General features: G+C 59.1%; 16 protein-coding genes and 1 pseudogene. 8 read left to right on the top strand and 9 right to left on the bottom strand.

Features of this window, described 5'->3' with window-relative positions; all coding sequences use genetic code 11:
• Window positions 1-101 precede the first annotated feature (101 nt).
• The 4 genes from CSQ87_RS10915 to CSQ87_RS06930 all read left to right on the top strand — a co-directional run bounded on the left by CSQ87_RS10915 (window position 102) and on the right by CSQ87_RS06930 (window position 3,834).
• A complete protein-coding gene (locus CSQ87_RS10915; RefSeq protein WP_165776781.1) occupies window positions 102-257 on the top strand; it encodes a hypothetical protein in 156 nt (51 codons plus the stop codon).
• 182 nt (window positions 258-439) lie between these two features.
• Window positions 440-799 (top strand): hypothetical protein, encoded by a 360-nt coding sequence (locus CSQ87_RS06940; RefSeq protein WP_100513157.1) that lies wholly within the window; start codon window positions 440-442, stop codon window positions 797-799.
• Window positions 800-840: 41 nt separating this feature from the next.
• Window positions 841-2,385 (top strand): hypothetical protein, encoded by a 1,545-nt coding sequence (locus tag CSQ87_RS06935; RefSeq protein ID WP_100513156.1) that lies wholly within the window; start codon window positions 841-843, stop codon window positions 2,383-2,385.
• Window positions 2,386-2,631: 246 nt separating this feature from the next.
• The gene (locus CSQ87_RS06930) at window positions 2,632-3,834 is read left to right on the top strand and encodes a caspase family protein (RefSeq protein ID WP_165776780.1); all 1,203 of its coding nucleotides are present in this window, start codon (window positions 2,632-2,634) and stop codon (window positions 3,832-3,834) included.
• A 19-nt stretch (window positions 3,835-3,853) separates the two neighbouring features.
• Here CSQ87_RS06930 and CSQ87_RS06925 read toward each other — a convergent pair whose 3' ends face one another.
• The 5 genes from CSQ87_RS06925 to CSQ87_RS06905 form a co-directional block, all read right to left on the bottom strand.
• Window positions 3,854-4,555 carry a hypothetical protein gene (locus tag CSQ87_RS06925; protein ID WP_100513154.1) on the bottom strand — a complete coding sequence of 234 codons (702 nt, stop codon included), beginning with the start codon at window positions 4,553-4,555 and terminating at the stop codon, window positions 3,854-3,856.
• Entirely contained in the window at window positions 4,555-7,086 is a 2,532-nt protein-coding gene (locus tag CSQ87_RS06920) for a hypothetical protein (RefSeq protein ID WP_100513153.1), read from the bottom strand. The genes CSQ87_RS06925 and CSQ87_RS06920 overlap by 1 nt, the downstream gene beginning before the upstream one ends.
• Window positions 7,086-7,568 carry a hypothetical protein gene (locus tag CSQ87_RS06915; RefSeq protein WP_207761113.1) on the bottom strand — a complete coding sequence of 161 codons (483 nt, stop codon included), beginning with the start codon at window positions 7,566-7,568 and terminating at the stop codon, window positions 7,086-7,088. The genes CSQ87_RS06920 and CSQ87_RS06915 overlap by 1 nt, the downstream gene beginning before the upstream one ends.
• 153 nt (window positions 7,569-7,721) lie before the next feature.
• Entirely contained in the window at window positions 7,722-8,810 is a 1,089-nt protein-coding gene (locus CSQ87_RS06910) for a hypothetical protein (protein WP_133122362.1), read from the bottom strand.
• 127 nt (window positions 8,811-8,937) lie between these two features.
• The gene (locus CSQ87_RS06905; protein ID WP_100513150.1) at window positions 8,938-10,068 is read right to left on the bottom strand and encodes a hypothetical protein; all 1,131 of its coding nucleotides are present in this window, start codon (window positions 10,066-10,068) and stop codon (window positions 8,938-8,940) included.
• 303 nt (window positions 10,069-10,371) lie between these two features.
• Here CSQ87_RS06905 and CSQ87_RS06900 point away from each other — a divergent pair, with 303 nt between their 5' ends.
• Window positions 10,372-10,644, top strand: coding sequence for a hypothetical protein (locus CSQ87_RS06900; protein WP_100513149.1), 273 nt, complete (start codon window positions 10,372-10,374; stop codon window positions 10,642-10,644).
• Window positions 10,645-10,827: 183 nt separating this feature from the next.
• Window positions 10,828-11,397 carry a hypothetical protein gene (locus CSQ87_RS06895; RefSeq protein WP_133122361.1) on the top strand — a complete coding sequence of 190 codons (570 nt, stop codon included), beginning with the start codon at window positions 10,828-10,830 and terminating at the stop codon, window positions 11,395-11,397.
• A gap of 207 nt (window positions 11,398-11,604) precedes the next feature.
• Here CSQ87_RS06895 and CSQ87_RS06890 read toward each other — a convergent pair whose 3' ends face one another.
• From CSQ87_RS06890 to CSQ87_RS10795, 4 genes are all read right to left on the bottom strand, one after another.
• On the bottom strand, window positions 11,605-11,787 hold the full coding sequence (locus CSQ87_RS06890) for a hypothetical protein (RefSeq protein WP_100513147.1): 183 nt from the start codon (window positions 11,785-11,787) through the stop codon (window positions 11,605-11,607).
• Window positions 11,774-12,019: a type II toxin-antitoxin system RelB/DinJ family antitoxin gene (locus tag CSQ87_RS06885; protein WP_100513146.1), complete on the bottom strand. Its 246-nt coding sequence runs from the start codon at window positions 12,017-12,019 to the stop codon at window positions 11,774-11,776. Before CSQ87_RS06885 ends, CSQ87_RS06890 begins: the two co-directional genes overlap by 14 nt.
• Before the next feature lie 149 nt (window positions 12,020-12,168).
• Window positions 12,169-13,431 carry a HipA family kinase gene (locus CSQ87_RS06880; protein ID WP_100513145.1) on the bottom strand — a complete coding sequence of 421 codons (1,263 nt, stop codon included), beginning with the start codon at window positions 13,429-13,431 and terminating at the stop codon, window positions 12,169-12,171.
• A 252-nt stretch (window positions 13,432-13,683) separates the two neighbouring features.
• Entirely contained in the window at window positions 13,684-14,214 is a 531-nt protein-coding gene (locus CSQ87_RS10795; RefSeq protein ID WP_133122360.1) for a TetR/AcrR family transcriptional regulator, read from the bottom strand.
• 211 nt (window positions 14,215-14,425) lie between these two features.
• On the opposite strand from CSQ87_RS10795, the pseudogene CSQ87_RS11145 reads away from it, so the two are divergent.
• Together CSQ87_RS11145 and CSQ87_RS11140 are read left to right on the top strand one after the other, a co-directional pair.
• Window positions 14,426-15,130, top strand: a pseudogene (locus tag CSQ87_RS11145) (MFS transporter); the annotation flags it as partial.
• Window positions 15,131-15,248: 118 nt separating this feature from the next.
• Window positions 15,249-15,821 (top strand): MFS transporter, encoded by a 573-nt coding sequence (locus CSQ87_RS11140; protein WP_341476083.1) that lies wholly within the window; start codon window positions 15,249-15,251, stop codon window positions 15,819-15,821.
• Window positions 15,822-16,306 lie beyond the last annotated feature (485 nt).

Genomic DNA, 16,306 nt, shown 5'->3' with positions numbered 1-16,306 from the left:
GTATGGTGGGATTCAGTTTGAGGCATTCGCCTCCCTCCGTCTGATTCATTGTCGAAACAATATGTCCGGGCATGTTCCCGGACCGAATGGAGGAAACCATCATGGCCATGTACACCTACTACAAGCCGGGCGAATACGGTGCCGACAGCAGCATGGTCCGAGACTGCCCCTACTGCGGCTCCCGCTGCTACAGCAGCTACTCACTCAACAGCCACACGAGCACTGCCGCCTGCCCCTACTGCGGACGCGAATTCTAACGGAGATCCAATCCAATACGGCATCGGCAAGATGGATTGAGCCTCTCCCGCCAATCATCATGCCGGTGCCGTTCTGCGCTTGACTGATTCGCGGGCTTCCTGAGGGAGACAACGCGGATCGGCCAATACAACCAATACAACAGCCCGCAATGACGACGGTTTGAGAAAAGTGAGCGATAACCATGCCTTATTCATTGGGCAAATCCATCGGTGGATACAACATTAAAGCGGTTGATCAGCTTCTGAACGACATGGACAGCCAGCTGTATCTGCTGGAAAAAGAGCAGCAGGATAAAGCGACTGAGCATGATCGGGCAACAGAGCGCCTTCAGCAGGTCCGGCAGGAACTCGATAGCGGCAAAACGCCGTTCGTGAAATCAAGGGACATCAAGTCGGAGGTCGACAGGATCGACGCTCGTATTGATTCGCTCCGCAGAGAGACCGATCAAGAGGCCCGCAATGCCTTACTTCAGGCTGCGCGCAACGTCGATTATTCCACACTGCCGCAATCGATCAAGGACCTCGACCTAACCATCGAATAATACGACTTGCCAGGCAATCAACTCTGAACAATGGGGTCAACATGACTATTGAAACAGCTATCTGGGGCTACAATCGCAATGATGTCGACGTCCTCCTTCGGGATTTATCGGAAAAGATAGAACAGGCGCGGCGGCGCAATCGACAGCTGCAGCAGGGGATCACGCAGGCCGACCAGACGATCCGCGACCTGCATGCGGCATATCCCCAACGAAGGCTCGGCTTCGATCAGGATATTCTGGAGCAGGACATTCTGGACCATGCCATGGAACAAACGAACGAACAATCTCGGCAGGCGGATCGATCACTGAAAACACTCATGGATCTCCGCTCCGGGATCGTGCATGACGAGGCAGAAGCCATGTATGCGCTGGGTGATGGATTGTGGAAATCGGATCGTCCCGCCGAAAGCCGCAACGCCGTCATATTATTCCATGCAGCCGCCGTTCGGGGGAACGCGGACGCTCAATACCGTCTGGGGCAGCTGTATTTCAGACTTGCCTCGGATTGCGATCGGCAACAGCGAGAGATTCTCGATTCGTTCGATAGCGGTTTTCGCAATATCTACGAGGAATACAATATGCCCGCATACGGGCATCGCTCCGAAGCGGAATGGAATGCCTTCTTCGATAGGCACGGGGATGACGTGCGCCGGCTCGAATCGGAATCGAAGCATTACGCCGATATCGCCTGGGAATGGAACGAAAAAGCCGAGCGGCAATATCATGTACAGGCGCTATTGCAGCACATCGTCGGCGGACCGACCGCCGGCGACCCCAACGGTACGGTGCCGGGCCTTCATATGAAGCACATTTCCCTGTATCGGGAAGCGGCGAAACGCAGCGGCGACAAGACCATACAGTTCATATTGTCACAACTTCTGGCCGGGGAATTCTCTCCGGGAGAGAACGACATCTATCAGCCTGCGGAGAGCGAATTCAGCGAATCGATTCACTGGCTCTGCGAAGCCGCCAGACAAGGGCAGCGTGACGCCCGCAAAAGAGCCGTCGCCCTTTATCTGTACGGTCATCATGATCTGGTGGACAAGCGGACGCTGGAACAGACCGATCGGGATTACCGGGACATTGCCGAAGATATTCTATGCCACTTCGTCTATCGTCAAGCCACGAATCCAAGGATCTGGATTCTGCGGAAGTTCGGGGAATATCCGCCGATATTCACATGGTATGAGCAGCAGATCGAGGACAAGCACACGAATCCGGTGGTTCAGGAGTTCGATGCCCTTCGCGATGAAGACTGGTTCACATACCATCAGGGCTTACTGCGGCATATGGCCCGGTACCCCGAATATGGTCGTGATTTCGCATTCCAGGAGACACTCGCCCATGCTCTGGCAGAGGGTGAGCCCGCCGACGTAAATCGCATCTGCGAGGACTGCGTCAGCAGTCAGCCGATTCCGTGTCTAAGTGGTGATCTCGACACCGCGACCATGCTTTTCCACCGGTTTGTCAAGCATCGTGGCAGGGTCGCCGGCCAATACCAAACGATCTGGGACGATATCGATGTTCCGGTGCTGACGGACGCGCTCGTCGAGCTCGCGCAACAGTATCAGATGGGATCCCGCTGATCAGCGATCCAACTGATCAGCGAAGTATGGTCAATCAGCGGAGTATGACCTGAGTTCCACTGCCGCTTCGACAGGCTGGGCCATACTCCCCTGCACCATTTTCCCACTCATATGCGGGACCGATTGATCGAGGACGCAAGGGCGATGCGGATGCCGAGGCCGGCCTTCGATGCCGATATGATGGCATCGAAGGCTTTCGCATGCCCGGGCATGCGGCGGGACACGGGGAAAACGAGGAGATCCGAGATGGCGCAGCGACTGGCATTGTTCATCGGCGTGGGACGGTATGCAAGCGCGGCGTACGACAGCCGGCAGCCGCGGTGCTGCTGCACCGACGCACACGCGTTCGCGCAGATGATCCGCGAGAACAGTCCGCGCACGCCCCAGCCGAACTTCCGACTGCTCGGCGGCAGGGTGTATGCGACGCCCGACCCGTTCGACCCCACGGATCCCGAGATGACCGCGGACGCACTGACCGACCGCGTACATGATCTGTTCCGCATGGTCCGACGTGGCGATGCGCTGCTGTACTTTACCGGTCACGCGATTCCCGTCGATGACGGCACGGATCTGCTGCTGCTCACCCCGGATGACGATCAGACCGCCGGTCCCATCCAGGGAACGGATGAAACCGAAACCGTGCGCCGAGGCATCCGTGTGAGCGACATCCGCAACGCGGCGAGCTCCTCGCAGGCAAGCAGCATGACCATCATCCTCGACTGCTGCCATGCAGGTGTCGCCGCCACGATGGAATGGCCTCGCAATACGACCATTCTCGCCAGTACCGACGAGCACACGGCCTCGCAATCCCTGTTCGGCACGCATCTCATGTACACGAGCGCGCTCATGGCCGCGATGCAGGGTGCCGCCGCGGACGTGCAGGGCATCATCACGCCGCTTTCGCTGCATTCGACGGTATGCGCGCTGCTCAATCTCGGCGAAGACGGCCAGCAGCCGGTGCTGCGCACGTGGAACGACACCACGACCGTATTGCGTCAGGTGGAGGCAAGCCGGCAGATCACCGAGGAGGAGCTGGCACGCATCGCCCCGGACGATGCAATGACGACACGCCGCCGAGCCTCCACCCGTACATTCGACGGCATGCCACTGCCGGCTTTCGAAGGATTCCCTACGAAGGATGCCGCGTTCGCCGTGCATCCCGAACACGAGTCGCCCACAGCGCGCGACGGAGTGATGCGCTCCGGCGACGAAACATGGGAACAGCTGGATGGGCTTCAGCGAGACATGGAATTGTTCAAGCACCTGCGCAATGCGAAACTGTTGGAGGCGTTCATCCACGAGACCGACGGTTCGACGCATGAGGCGGACCTGTTCTGGGCGTGCATGGCCGAATGGGACATCGAGCGGAAGGAACCCAGCGGACGACAGGGCTTCGTGCGCCTGACCGATCTTGGCCGTTTGTACTGGGAGATCCAGCACAAACGCTGACGGCTCACGGTCAGCCTCATCATTTCACCGTAGCGGAGATGGGCAATCCAACGCCGTCCGCAGGCACGCCTCCGCGCCTCCATGTGCCACGACGCACATCAACGCTCAACGTCATTTCACTGCCGTCCGCGAATCGGAGCGTAAGCGTGTGACGGCCATCGCCTTCGGGCATGTCAACGCGCAGGGTGAGCGCACCCGCATCATCGCGACGCACCAGCACTCGACACCGCCGAGAGACGAAGGTCACGTCCCAATGCTCCTCCGTACCGCCGCGCTCGTCGCCCTCGGCTCCCCCATCGCCGAGCAGGACCGGAGCAAACAGATCGGCGTATGACGGACCCGCGTCGACCGGACCCATCGTCAGACCGCCATCCCACCAATCGATATCTCCCTGAAGCTCATCGAACATCGCATCGGGCACACCATAGCCCACGGCGAGGGCGACGGCGAGATCCGCATCACCTTCCGGCGTCGATTCTCGGCATTCACGTTCCACGCGGCTCTCATACGGATACGGCAGATGCCCGGCAAGCGCAAGATACCTGGTCAGATACCGGTTCGCGAAGGCGAGCGTCTGCGGGTCATCGAGTACCCGGAAGGCAAGGTCAGGATCGAATCCGCCCGTGAGCCCGGCAATGACGTCCCGTGGCGTATACGTGCGACGCACGCCGTCCGACCATGGGGATGTCGCGGAAGCGCCGCCGCTTGTTTTGCCTGTCATCATTCCTCCTTGCCGTTTGCCCCGTCGCCGCCGTTACCGTCGTTACTGGCATGGAACACGCATACGCCATCCGATTCCGGATCGATGAGTGAACCCACACAGTCGATCGGGCCAATACGAATAGCGGCCCAGCGGCGGTCCGCAACGCGCAGCCGTGCGAACGCCGATAGGACGGTGTCCCGCACCATGTGTTCGGCGGAGTCGACCATCCGGGCAAGACCGCGCCAATCCATCTCCTCGACGGTGAGCGAATCCGTCCCGGTCTCGAGTGCCCGTCGGAGATTCGCGATCTTGAATTCGCGTTCCGCCTCGGCGAGACGTTCCGGATCGGACAATACCAACTCCATGAGTCTGGCGCCCACATGCCGGCCATGTGCGCCGGTTACGGTAAGTCGTAGCCTTTTCGCCTTGGCGATGCGGATCAGCGTCCAGCAGGATTTGCGGAAGCGCTCGCCGCCGCCCTTGTCGCACGCGTCGATGAGTCGGGCGAACACCTCCACCGTCTCGGTTTTCGTGAGCATCATACCAAGCCCCGTAACGGCTGCGAGATACTGGACGGCATCGAAGGCACCGCGTGCGCTCGCCGCATAATCCCGGATGGAACGATCGATGGCTTTGCCACCGCTTTTGCTCAGATGCCCGCGATCCCGGTACAGATCGGCGAGCCGCCTGCCGCTGCCCCACACAACGCTGCCCTCGTATCGTTCCAAGGCTTCGCCCAGCCGCCACGCATTGACATCCTGATAGGCGGCCACGGGGTTCGTGGACCGGTAGGCGAGCGCATGGCCGTGACCATCGACGGCGAGCGCATGAACGGTCTCCCCTCCCAGCCACCGACTGACCGCCTTGTCGGCCACCGCATGGAACCGCCACCATGATTCCGGTATGTCGGAGCCGCCGGAGAACGACTCCGACATGTCCAACCCCGCGGCCATGGCCTCACGGATCCGCGCGGACATCTCCCCACGCACCGAGTCGTAGCGGTCGGCCATGCCGGGGAACACCCAGACGGCACGCCTGCCGGATTCGCTGGCGTCACTCGACGATCGGGGCCGACCGGACGGGGAGCCCGACGAGACGAGAGCCAGGTAATCGCGATACTCATCCGGGGCGAGCGTACGACGCACTCCCCCGTAGCCGGCATATCCGAGGATGGCGTTACGCAGGCCCACATACGTGTATTCGCCGACCGCCCCGTCGCCGTCCGTCTTCATGGCGCCCGTTCCCGGGCCGTCTGCGTCGGCTCCGGCATCGGAAGAGGCCCCCATGTTCACCACGCGACCCACGCAGGCGTAGGCAAGCAGCATACGCATCGCACCACGCGCGTCGGACGGCGTTTCACGGTCGCCGCGGGTGAGTGTGTTGCAAGCGGCGGCCAGCACACGCTCCAGAAAGACGGGGTCATCGGCGATGGCCCGCACGGACAGGAGGATCATCGCCGTGTCACGTTCATCAGGCATCATGTCACACCACTGTGCGTATCCGCGCGACACGCGTCGGTGGACGGTCATCATGCGCCTCAACAGCGTGTTCCACGCCGCCCCGTCCAATGCGGATGGCCCGATGGTCTCAACCGCGGATCGGGCCTCATCGAACCGTTGTGGATCACGTTCCGGACGCGGAACGTCCGCCCACCGCGCGTCATAAGCCGCCTCGTCGGCACGCCACACGGTCTCCAGCACCGTATGCCAGACGCACCATGTCTCGACGTCACGACGCGCACGCGGGATGTGGCGTCTTGAATCGGCTACGCAGCGCATCCAATGGTCACGCGCCCGTTCGAGTGCGGCGACGGGATTTGCAGAGCCGTCGTGCGGAGGCGACGTGGGATCATCATTCGTAAAACCCCATGACATGAGGCGCGCCTGTGCCACGCGGTCCCACGCATCGGCGCTGCCGCCATCGGAAGCGTTGCGAACCACGGAATCATCGTCGCCGAGGACGGAGGCGCCCGCCCACGCTCTCAGCCGCTCGGACGCCATCCGTTTCGCGGTACGTGCGGCGAGCACGGCGAGGAAGTCCGCCGAATCGATGTCGCCCTCATACCCGTAGGCGCCACTCAATGCGGCGACGAATCCTCTTCGGTCAAGACGCGGGTCGAGCCCGGCGATGAAATCCACGAACCGGTCGAATTCAAGATGCAGCATCAGTCCCGTTTCCATGGCCGTCTCCTCGTCAGGTTCGTAAACGCCATCGGAAAGGTTGCGCTCGCCGATCGGAAAGGTGTGCTCCTGATCGATGATGAGGCACAGGTTGAGGAAGGTGACGTCATACGGGTGACGAACGATTCCCCCGCCGATGCCGTTGTCATCCGAGGAGACTCCTCCGGATGCGACCGTGCCATCGTCCGGGACACCCTGGGCACGCAGGTACGCGGCCATGCGTCGCGACATGCCGCTTATGTAGCGTTCGAGAAACGGTCCGATGATGTCCGGTTCAACCGGTTCCAGCCATTCGCCCGGATACCATTCGTCCGACAGCCGTCGTGTCCGGTCGTCGGCGGACGGCCGTTTCCACTGCGAGGTCGCCATCAGTGTCTCACCCCCGTGGGCCACACGACATGTACCGGCCTGCCGGACTGCCGTGCATACGCCACAACATCGCCGGTGCCGCCGAGGCCTGCCGCCGGATATCCGTCCCAGAGCGCCAGCAGTTCATCGCAATCGTCGACGAGCCGTAGGCCTGCGGCCATGTATGCTTCCTCGCACGGCCGGTCGAAATCAAGGGTGACCGTCTCATCGGCTCTCGCAAGCAGACTCCGGTACCCGGACAATCCGTCGACGTCGAATGTGGAATCGTAGTGGCGCGACGGGATCATCGCCCTGAGCCGATACCCGAGTTCCAATGCGGTCGAGGCCACCAATTGATCCGCTCCGGTGGCGAGACAGCTGATCAGCGTCGCGTCGGACTGCGATGTTTCCAGACGGGAGACAAGATAGGAGCGCATGCCGGCGCACACGAATGGCAAGGCCTCTTCGGGAATCCGCTGATGTCCGGTCACTGCAATGATCATGATGTCTCCCCCCTAGACCGACAACGTGTCAGGCCGCGGCCGTTGCATTTTCGCCGTCTTCATTGTACGTATCGATACGAAGCCGACGGCCGCGTCGCAGATGGAAAAGCGAAGACCCCGAACGAAACAGGTTCAGGGTCTTGGAACGCGGGATCAGATACCAGCGGTCTTGGCCAAGATGTAGTAGTCCGGCCCAGAGCCGGCGTTCTCCGCCCGCTCCAGGTTGGCGCCGGCGTTGTACGGCGTCTGGGCGTATCCCTCCTTGATCATGTACAGGCTCGCCCAGCCGTCAGGATGGCGTAGGGTGTCGATCATCTGATCGGAAACCGTCTGTTCGATGGTCAACGAGCCTCCGCAGGACTGGCCCTCGTTCAGACAGCTATCGCCTTCGGTGGATTCGTCCACGTCGAACTGGTGGGCCTCCACGACGGGGCTATCCTCCTCGGCTCTGATGGGAACCGTTGCCTGAGGAGGGATCCAGTACTGCTTGCCGCCGATGATGTAGGATTCGCACTCCCCGTCATCACCCGCATCGCCACACGGATTCTTGGAATACAGCGGCTCCACGCTGCCGAAGTTCCCGGTGAGGCTGTCATCCTTGTCCTCCCAGTTGAGAGGCGCCTTCTTCCCCGCCGTCGTGTTGGTGATGGTGAAGTGCGTGACGCCGGAGTCCCGGTAGGCTACCGCCACTTTGCCGGGTTCCCCCTTGGTGGTGTCGACCGACGCGGACATGTTCAGGCCGGCGATCTTGATGTCGTACGTGTAGCCCTCGTTGCTGGTGACGGTGTACGACATGGCGGGCAACTTCGTGCGGTAAGTGGCAATCGCTTCAGTCAGGGCAGTGGTCTGATTGGTGAGTGTGGTTGTGGCCTTGTTCAGTTTGTCCGTGGCCGACTGGTATGCCGCGGCGCTGCTGTCGGGTCGATCACTGTCCACCGACGTGGACGAGTAGATCTCCTGTGTCTTGTCAATCGCCGACTGAAGTGTGGCGGAATCGTCTGTGGATGCGGCGTCCTTGATCATGCTCTTGGCATTTTTCAGAGTCGACGACAGCTCGTTTCGAGCCTCCCCTGCCGTTTCCAGCGCCTTTTCCCAGTCGTCGCGCATCTGGTCGGTTGCGGCCTGTGTGCTCTGTGAGGCTTCCGCACCGGACTTCGAATCGGTTGACTGTCCACAGCCGGCCATCGCGAAGATCGTCATGGCACAGATGAGCGTGGCGATCATTCGGTTCGTTCTCTTCATTGTTTTCTCCGTTTCTCATCATCGAAATTGAACACGATCAATCATCGTGCAGAAGGGTGGGCGAATGCCCGGATGTGAAGCGGCAATACCTCGCGCATCACCGTCATCGTCGTCTTGCGAACGCCGGTCAGAGGCCTTTGGTCTTGGCCAGAATGTAGTAGTCGTCATCCCCCCACAGGTCATGTTTGACCGCCCGTTCCAGATTGGCACCGGCATTGTATGGCGTGTTGGCAGAGCCGCCTTCGACGCTCAATATGAAAGCCCAGCCGACGGGCTTTCGAATGGAGTCCGCCACCTGCTCGGAGACGTCCTGTTTGGAGGTCTTCGTGAGTTTGCCTGTCTTCTCGTTGGGGTTGTAGATAACGTCAAGCACCAGCATCCCGGAGACGGACTCGCCCACCGAGAATTTCGCCGTGGATCTGACCGTGCTATTCTGTCCCGCAATAACCATGAAAAGGGAATCGTAGTAGTCCCAATAGGTTTTGCCCCCGATACTGTACGAACGGCAGGTGGCATCGGTGATCAGGGGGTTGGTCTGTCCCATTGTGGTGCACAGATTCGTGTCATACAGCGGAACCAAATTGCCAAAACTTATTGCGCCATTCGACGAGTCGGGGTTTCTCCAATCGACAGGTGCTTCCTTGCCCGGCGTGGTATTGGCGATGGTGATGTCCAGGGTGTCCGCGACCCAGCTGTCGATCGTCACCGTTCCCGGCTTTCCCTGCTCCGTGTCGATGGAGGCGCGCATGTCGAGACCGTTGATCGACACATCGTAGGTGTAGCCCTCATTGCTGGTGATGGTGTACGACAGGCTTGGCAGTGACTTCCTATACGCTTCGACAGCGGCATTCAACGACGTGGTCCGCTTCTCGAGATCGTCGGCGATCTTGTCGAGCTCTTCGGCGGCCGTCGTGTACGCTTCTGCGTCAGAGGACTCGCTGCCAGAGGGCTCGCTGCTGTCGATGGTGGTGTCGGTATAGACCTTATACGCCGCATTGATCGTCGACTGTAGTTCGGACACGCTGCTGTCGAGTGCGTATCGGGTCAGATCGTTGGCGTCGGTGATCGCCGTTTTCAGATCATTCTGACTGTCGGTGGCCTTATACAAGGCACTGCTCCATTGCGTCTTGGCCTTCTGGATCTGTTCTTCACTGGCCTGGGCAGACTGTGAGTCGTTGGACTGACCGCAGCCGGTCATGGTGAAAATCATAGTGACGCAGACCAGTGCCGCGATCCTGCTGCTGAGCCTCTTCATCATGCTCTCCTGTCTCTGATTGGTCGGCGGATCGGACACCAAAGCATCACATGGTGACGTACATACAGGTATGCCGATCATCATTGCAAAAAAATAGGAGACCTGTGCCTCAAAAGGGGAGACGTCGACGTCTCCGAAAAAGTGGTCTTAGTCTATAGTCCGCTCATGACAAGGAACGAAGCATCATCGCCACGGCGACGGCATCCATCATCCATAAAACCTATTTCATATCCGATTTGCTCGTACACGCGACATGTCATCAGCGACCGCAAACAACATTCCCGTAGATCCAACCGAAGGAGAAACATGACCAAAAGGTTGCGTATGGTTCTTGCCGTGATCGCCGGCACGACGATGATAGTTGCACTCAGCGCATGCGGCCAGACGAGAGCCGACCCGTGCGAAGCCTCCATGTCTTCGAGCATATCCGACACCGAGCGACAAGAATTGCTCAGCGAATGCAGTGATCAGATGTCCAAGGATCTTGGCATCGAGGGCATGCACTGCAGTACCGATAGCTCCCAGAAGGAGCTGCGCGAATGCGCTCAACAGGTCGGCAAGACTCTGGGCACCTTGTGATGGTGACATATCGGCTGCACAAAACACTCGCACATGCACCCAAGGAGCCAAACAATATGACTCCAAATCCCTCCGATAGCTAAGCCGCGACATGACTTTCGTTCCACGAGCGAAAGTCACCGGCAGGGCCAGCGAGGACTTATCGCTTCATACGGGTCAATGACACAGAAGGAGAATTCCACAATGAGCAATTACGATCAAACACAGTCGGCACCGAAGAACAACCGATCCCCGCAATCAAATGTCTCGACCCCCGCTGTCACCATGCCCAATATCCGGGTATCGATTGGTCATGATGGCAACGGAAATCATACGAGTGAGTCACATACCATGTCATCCACCGCCAATCGCAAGTCGAACGGATTCCGTAAAAGCCTCAAGCCCGGCGAAGTGACGGGAGAACAGTACAGTTGGGCGTCATTCCTGCCATACACGGTGAAAATCGGGGACGGCAAATGGGATACATGGGCACTGATGAGCGTGGGAATGTTCGCTCTGGCCGTTGTCTGCAGCCGCTTCTCATCGAGCGCCTACGCCTACCTCGCAATGGCACTGCTGATTGCATCGCTAGTCACTTCGTTTCTCGCCGTCAAGCAGATCAGAAACGCGCGTAACACCTATGGCGTTTCCTTGGAGAAAGCCAGACAGGCCGCTCCACGCGGTTGGGTGCTGTCGATAGCCGTGTTGGCATTGAGCATTCTCAACATCGTCGAAGCCGTAATCGTATTCATTCGCTACGCGGCTCTTCTCTGATCCATCTCTCTGACTGCCCAAGGAGAGAATGGGCCTGACATCGGTTTTGGCCAATGTCACGCACATCCCATACGGCCATCAGCCCTATACAACCGTAGGCCTTGGAATCACTGGAATTCCAAGGCCCTCAACGCCGTCACCATACGGTCTCAAGGGTGCATAAACGATGTAACAAGTAGATGCACGCCCGTCAGCCGTTCCAAAATGTCACAGCAAACCTAGAACCCGCATGAGCTGGCGTCCGATATTCGTCATGGATGCATCATCAACCACGCCGACTTTATATCCCAGCAGTTTGCGGTCGACGGTGTCGCTGTGCACGATGACAACCGGCCGAGGTTTACTGTCGTAGCCATCAGCCTGCAACGTCCAAATCTCACCTCGTTTCATCGGACATCCTCAAGGCGAGACGGCTAGCGTATTCGGTGGCCTCTCGTTCGGATGCGAACGGCTCCACGTCATTCCTTGGCAGTCGCACCTCATAGGGAAACCCACGGTAATCATTAAACGCGATGATAAACATACGCAAGGCATCAGCCGGGGTGGTGCCCAACTGTCGGGTGGTCTCCTTGAACAGTGCGGCCTGTTCGTCATCAACCCGTGTGGCAATCTGCATGCTCATAGCCACTCCTTGTTGCTATTTACTATCTTTTTGCACCGTTATTATATCAAATATTTGACTTCAGAGTGAAGCTGTCTTTGTTCTGGAATCGATGCGCAGAGTAAGGGGAATGACGGCATTCAGCAGCCATTGAACCTGGACTCGACCGATTATTCTTCCTCAAGCAGGCTGTTGTTGAGAATCACGGGCGCATGTTCGATAGCGGGCCGCAACGCGTCGAGCTGGGTGACGAGCTTCGACTCGTTCACCACGGGGATGTCGAGCAGCGTGCGGGCCGTGGCGTGCAGATAGTCGTTCAATGCCTCGATGCGGCCGTCCTCAAGCGGATACGTCGGATCGTTCTCCAACGTGACGTCCAATGCCTTGCGCAGCATCTCATGCTGCACGACTCCCATGATGGCCGCACACTGGTCTCGGAACGTCATGCGCGAATTCGACGGCTGACGTTCCTCCAGTACCTTCGGCGTCCACGCACCATGCTCCCAATCGGCACGCATGTCGTTCTTGAACAACGACATGTTGTGATCGAACAGGGGTGCCGGGCCGAGGATGCGTCCGGTATGGTTGTCACGTAGGAACCCGTGGTTGTTGGCATGACGATCCTGGTTGACGATGAGCGCGTCGAAAACGAGCATCGTGCGCATCGCCTCGAACGATGTTTCCGACACAGCACGGGCAGCCGCGAGAATCTCCGGGAACGATGCGAGCTGCGTGGCCGCGTAGAACGGCACGAACGACACGTCCTTTGTGTTCATCGATGGACACACCGATGCCAGCTTGCCTTTCCAACGGGCGATATGGTAATCGACCGCGTTCACTCCGAGCTTGTGCGCCAGTTGCGAGGCGAGATACTCGGAATATGGCTCCAGTCCGGCGTTCACATAGCCTTCGGAACCGGCCTTCCACAATTCCAATCCATTGCCTGTGTGCCGCCACGCCTTCGGGAACCGCCCGTCCGTCGTCCACTCGCTCGACAAACCGATCGCATGCTTCTCACTCGACGTGTAGCCTGTGTACGCCACGATGGCAAGCGTCTCATCCAGCGGATTGTCATACAGGTTGATGTTTGCGAACTTCAGATCCTCGTCGTCCCGTTCCACCCAGAACGAATCGTTGACCGACAGTCCCTTGCACAGGTCGATGATACCGAGTGTATCCGCGATGTTCAGTCCGGCCTGCGCGAGGATCTGAGCCGCGAACTCACGGTTCTTCGGAATGGTACGCCGCTCCAGCCAAGCGGTGAGCTTCGCATCGTCCGGTTCCGGCGCCAACGGGAACGGCAGCAGCGCCCGCTTCGACTCGTCGAACCAGCGGATACGGGCCTCGATCTTACCGGCCAACAGCCCTTCACCGTACGCGGCATCGAACCGGAGCAGCGGAACATCATACAGACGCAACACATAACCGGTCATATCCGCTCCTCCAATCAGACGCCCAATGCACCGTGTTCATCACGATGCGACTCCATACGACAACAACTGAATACAGTATAGACAAGGGCCTTGGAATCGCTTGGATTCCAAGGCCCTCGACGCTACCCAGCAATCACTTCGACACGTTGAACTTGAACTCGACCTTTTCGCCTCACTGTGGCAGAAAACCGATCATGTTCGGCGCGGCAGTTCGGGACGGAGGGAATCGCGTCGTCCGCCGAAAGGCGCGCCTCACTCCCGTTGTGCGAGCCTGCCGATGATGCGGGCCGAGACCTCGGTGACGGATTCCCGGCTGTACGGTCCTTCGGCCGCGAGCGCACGCATGGCGTACATCGCCCCTCCGATGACGAAGGTGAGGAGGATGTCCTCTTCCTCGGTGGCGTCTTCCATCAGATAGAACTGCCGCAGGTGTCGTTCTATTTTGTCGTACAGCACGTCCTGCCTGCCGCGGAACAGTATGTCTATGGCGTCTTTTCTCGTGTCCATGGCCGCCGGCACGTTTCCAAGGAAGACCAAAGGGTCGGCGAGCAGCTTGTCCTTGTATGGAAACGCCTCGAAGCATTCATCAAGGACCATGTCCTCAAGCTGGTCCGACAGGTCGAACACGTCGGTGTAGTGATGGTAGAACGTCGACTTGTTGATCAGAGCCTCCGCGCAGATGTCGCGCACCCTGACCCGCTCCAACGGCTGGGTTCGCCGCAATGTCAGGAAGGCCTCGCGGATCGCCTTTCGGGTTTTGACGATGCGTAGATCCTCCGCCATGCGTGACCCCCGTTTCCGTATCCATATGGGCGATGTCGTAAGCGACATTTTCACCCATCGGTCGCATATGCTCCCTGCGACGATTTCCGTCTGCTGAAGATATGCAACTTTAGTTGCTAAATAGACATTAAACCGATAATCAACCACGGTCAAATTGCAGCGGTACGGCCGAAACCAGTGCCGGACCATCGACGGAAAGGAACCTGCTCCTATGGGATTGACCCGAAAACAACGCATTACGGTCATCGTGCTGTTGACGGGCACGGTGCTCGCCATTCTCGACCTGTCGTTTCTGTCTCCGGCATTGCCGTCCATCATGGAGGACTTCAGCATCGACGCGACCACCGCCCAGTGGCTGTCGAGCGCGTATTCGCTGGTCGAAGCGTTGATCATCCCCCTGTCTGCATACCTGCTTGGACGTTTTTCGACCAAGCGCCTGTTCGTCGCCGCGATGAGCATATTCTCCGCAGGAAGCCTGCTGGCCGCGTGGGGGCCGAATTTCGCAGTCCTGCTCGTCGGCCGCGTCTGTCAGGCGGCATGTACGGGAATTCTGCTGCCCATGGTGATGACCGAGATCGTACTCATCTTCCCTCGCGAACGACGCGGGACGGCCATGGGCCTGATCGGCCTATTGGTGGGATTCGCGCCGGCGATCGGTCCGACGGTGTCCGGCCTGTTGATCGATTCCGTCGGCTGGCATGCACTGTTCCTTATCGTCGGCGTACTCGGCATCATCATTCTCTGCGTCGCGATGGTGGTGCTTGAAACCAGGGAGACGGCTGCCCGGACACCGTTCGACGCCTTGTCCGTGGCACTGTCGTCAATCGGACTGCTGTGCATACTGTACGGCTTGTCGACGTTCGCATCGACCAGCAATACCACCATTATCATCGTCCTCATCGCAATCGGCGTCGCTCTTATCGCGCTGTTCGTCGTTCGCCAGTTGAGGCTTGAGCAGCCCATGCTCGACATGCGCGTATTCCGCTCCCGCAGGTTTTCCCAGTTCCGTCGCCGTCATCGCACTCACGCAGGGCGTGTATCTCGGCATCGGCACCGTGCTGCCCTTGTTCGTTCAGATCGTCAAAGGCGAATCCGCCGTGATAAGCGGACTCGTCGTACTGCCCGGCGCTCTGCTCAGCGTGGCGATGGCGCTGGTATCCGGCAAACTGTACGACCGGTTCGGCGTGCATGTCCCGGCTCGGGCAGGCAGTGTGTGCACCCTCGCCGGCATCGCACTGCTTGCCACGATGCCGATGGACACCAGCATGCCGGTCGTCGCCATCGCTTATGCCCTGTGCTCGGTAAGCGTGCAGCTGATCATCACGCCCTGCAACACATGGGGCATCAATTCGTTGAGCAATAGTCTCGTGCGTCATGCGAATGCCGCCGCCCAGACCTCAAACCAGATCAGCAATTCCTTCATGGTCGCGCTGATCATATCGTTCTCCGCGCTATCCTCCGTGATCGCACCCAAGGCCACGGAACTCGAAGCGGCATACTACGGCGACAAAATCGCGTTCATCGCCGCCGCGGCGATTCTGCTGGCGCTGGCGGCATTCATCGCGATCTTCATACGCGACCGCGAAACCGACACTATCGTCGAATAGGAAATATCCGGCCAGTCGTCCAAAAGGACACACGCCAACCGAATCACATTAGCTGTCCTCCATTACAAATCCCATCACAGAAAGGAACACCATGACCGACACCACCAGCAGCGCACCGCTGCTTGATATCAACGGGAGCGACATCCGGTTCAAACCGGCGAACCCATTGAATCAGGCCAAACCTCCGATTCCTCCATTGGAGACGCGGACCGTCCTCTATCGGGAGGGAAGCGTCAACGCCAAGGGAGCCATGAAGCTGCCGATCGACATCGAATGTCTAGAGGACATCCCGATTGAACTGCGCGATGGCACGGTCATCTACGGCGACCTGTGGCGCAGGCAGGGCGACGCCCGTACCCCGGTCATTCTCGTCTATTCGCCCTACAGCAAGCGTGGAGGCCCGTTCAATGCCAACTACGATGTGACCAGCACCGGATTCCCCAAGGATCAGGTATCCGGTCTGCAGCGCTTCGAATCGCCCGACC

It is taken from the genome of Bifidobacterium simiarum, assembly GCF_002802905.1.
GTDB classification, from domain to species: Bacteria; Actinomycetota; Actinomycetes; order Actinomycetales; family Bifidobacteriaceae; genus Galliscardovia; species Galliscardovia simiarum.
Note: the sequence above shows the minus strand (reverse complement) of the source record. Positions and strands in the feature narration are given on the sequence as shown.

What these genes read in the sequence shown, in the direction of transcription:
- CSQ87_RS10915 (WP_165776781.1), top strand. Translation starts at nt 102, where the DNA reads ATGGCCATGTACACCTACTACAAGCCGGGCGAATACGGTGCCGACAGC.
- CSQ87_RS06900 (WP_100513149.1), top strand. Translation starts at nt 10,372, where the DNA reads ATGACCAAAAGGTTGCGTATGGTTCTTGCCGTGATCGCCGGCACGACG.
- CSQ87_RS06885 (WP_100513146.1), bottom strand. Translation starts at nt 12,019, where the DNA reads ATGAGCATGCAGATTGCCACACGGGTTGATGACGAACAGGCCGCACTG.
- CSQ87_RS06905 (WP_100513150.1), bottom strand. Translation starts at nt 10,068, where the DNA reads ATGATGAAGAGGCTCAGCAGCAGGATCGCGGCACTGGTCTGCGTCACT.
- CSQ87_RS06910 (WP_133122362.1), bottom strand. Translation starts at nt 8,810, where the DNA reads ATGAAGAGAACGAACCGAATGATCGCCACGCTCATCTGTGCCATGACG.
- CSQ87_RS06890 (WP_100513147.1), bottom strand. Translation starts at nt 11,787, where the DNA reads ATGAAACGAGGTGAGATTTGGACGTTGCAGGCTGATGGCTACGACAGT.
- CSQ87_RS06920 (WP_100513153.1), bottom strand. Translation starts at nt 7,086, where the DNA reads ATGGCGACCTCGCAGTGGAAACGGCCGTCCGCCGACGACCGGACACGA.
- CSQ87_RS06930 (WP_165776780.1), top strand. Translation starts at nt 2,632, where the DNA reads ATGGCGCAGCGACTGGCATTGTTCATCGGCGTGGGACGGTATGCAAGC.
- CSQ87_RS06935 (WP_100513156.1), top strand. Translation starts at nt 841, where the DNA reads ATGACTATTGAAACAGCTATCTGGGGCTACAATCGCAATGATGTCGAC.
- CSQ87_RS06880 (WP_100513145.1), bottom strand. Translation starts at nt 13,431, where the DNA reads ATGACCGGTTATGTGTTGCGTCTGTATGATGTTCCGCTGCTCCGGTTC.
- CSQ87_RS10795 (WP_133122360.1), bottom strand. Translation starts at nt 14,214, where the DNA reads ATGGCGGAGGATCTACGCATCGTCAAAACCCGAAAGGCGATCCGCGAG.
- CSQ87_RS06895 (WP_133122361.1), top strand. Translation starts at nt 10,828, where the DNA reads ATGAGCAATTACGATCAAACACAGTCGGCACCGAAGAACAACCGATCC.
- CSQ87_RS06915 (WP_207761113.1), bottom strand. Translation starts at nt 7,568, where the DNA reads ATGATCATTGCAGTGACCGGACATCAGCGGATTCCCGAAGAGGCCTTG.
- CSQ87_RS06940 (WP_100513157.1), top strand. Translation starts at nt 440, where the DNA reads ATGCCTTATTCATTGGGCAAATCCATCGGTGGATACAACATTAAAGCG.
- CSQ87_RS06925 (WP_100513154.1), bottom strand. Translation starts at nt 4,555, where the DNA reads ATGACAGGCAAAACAAGCGGCGGCGCTTCCGCGACATCCCCATGGTCG.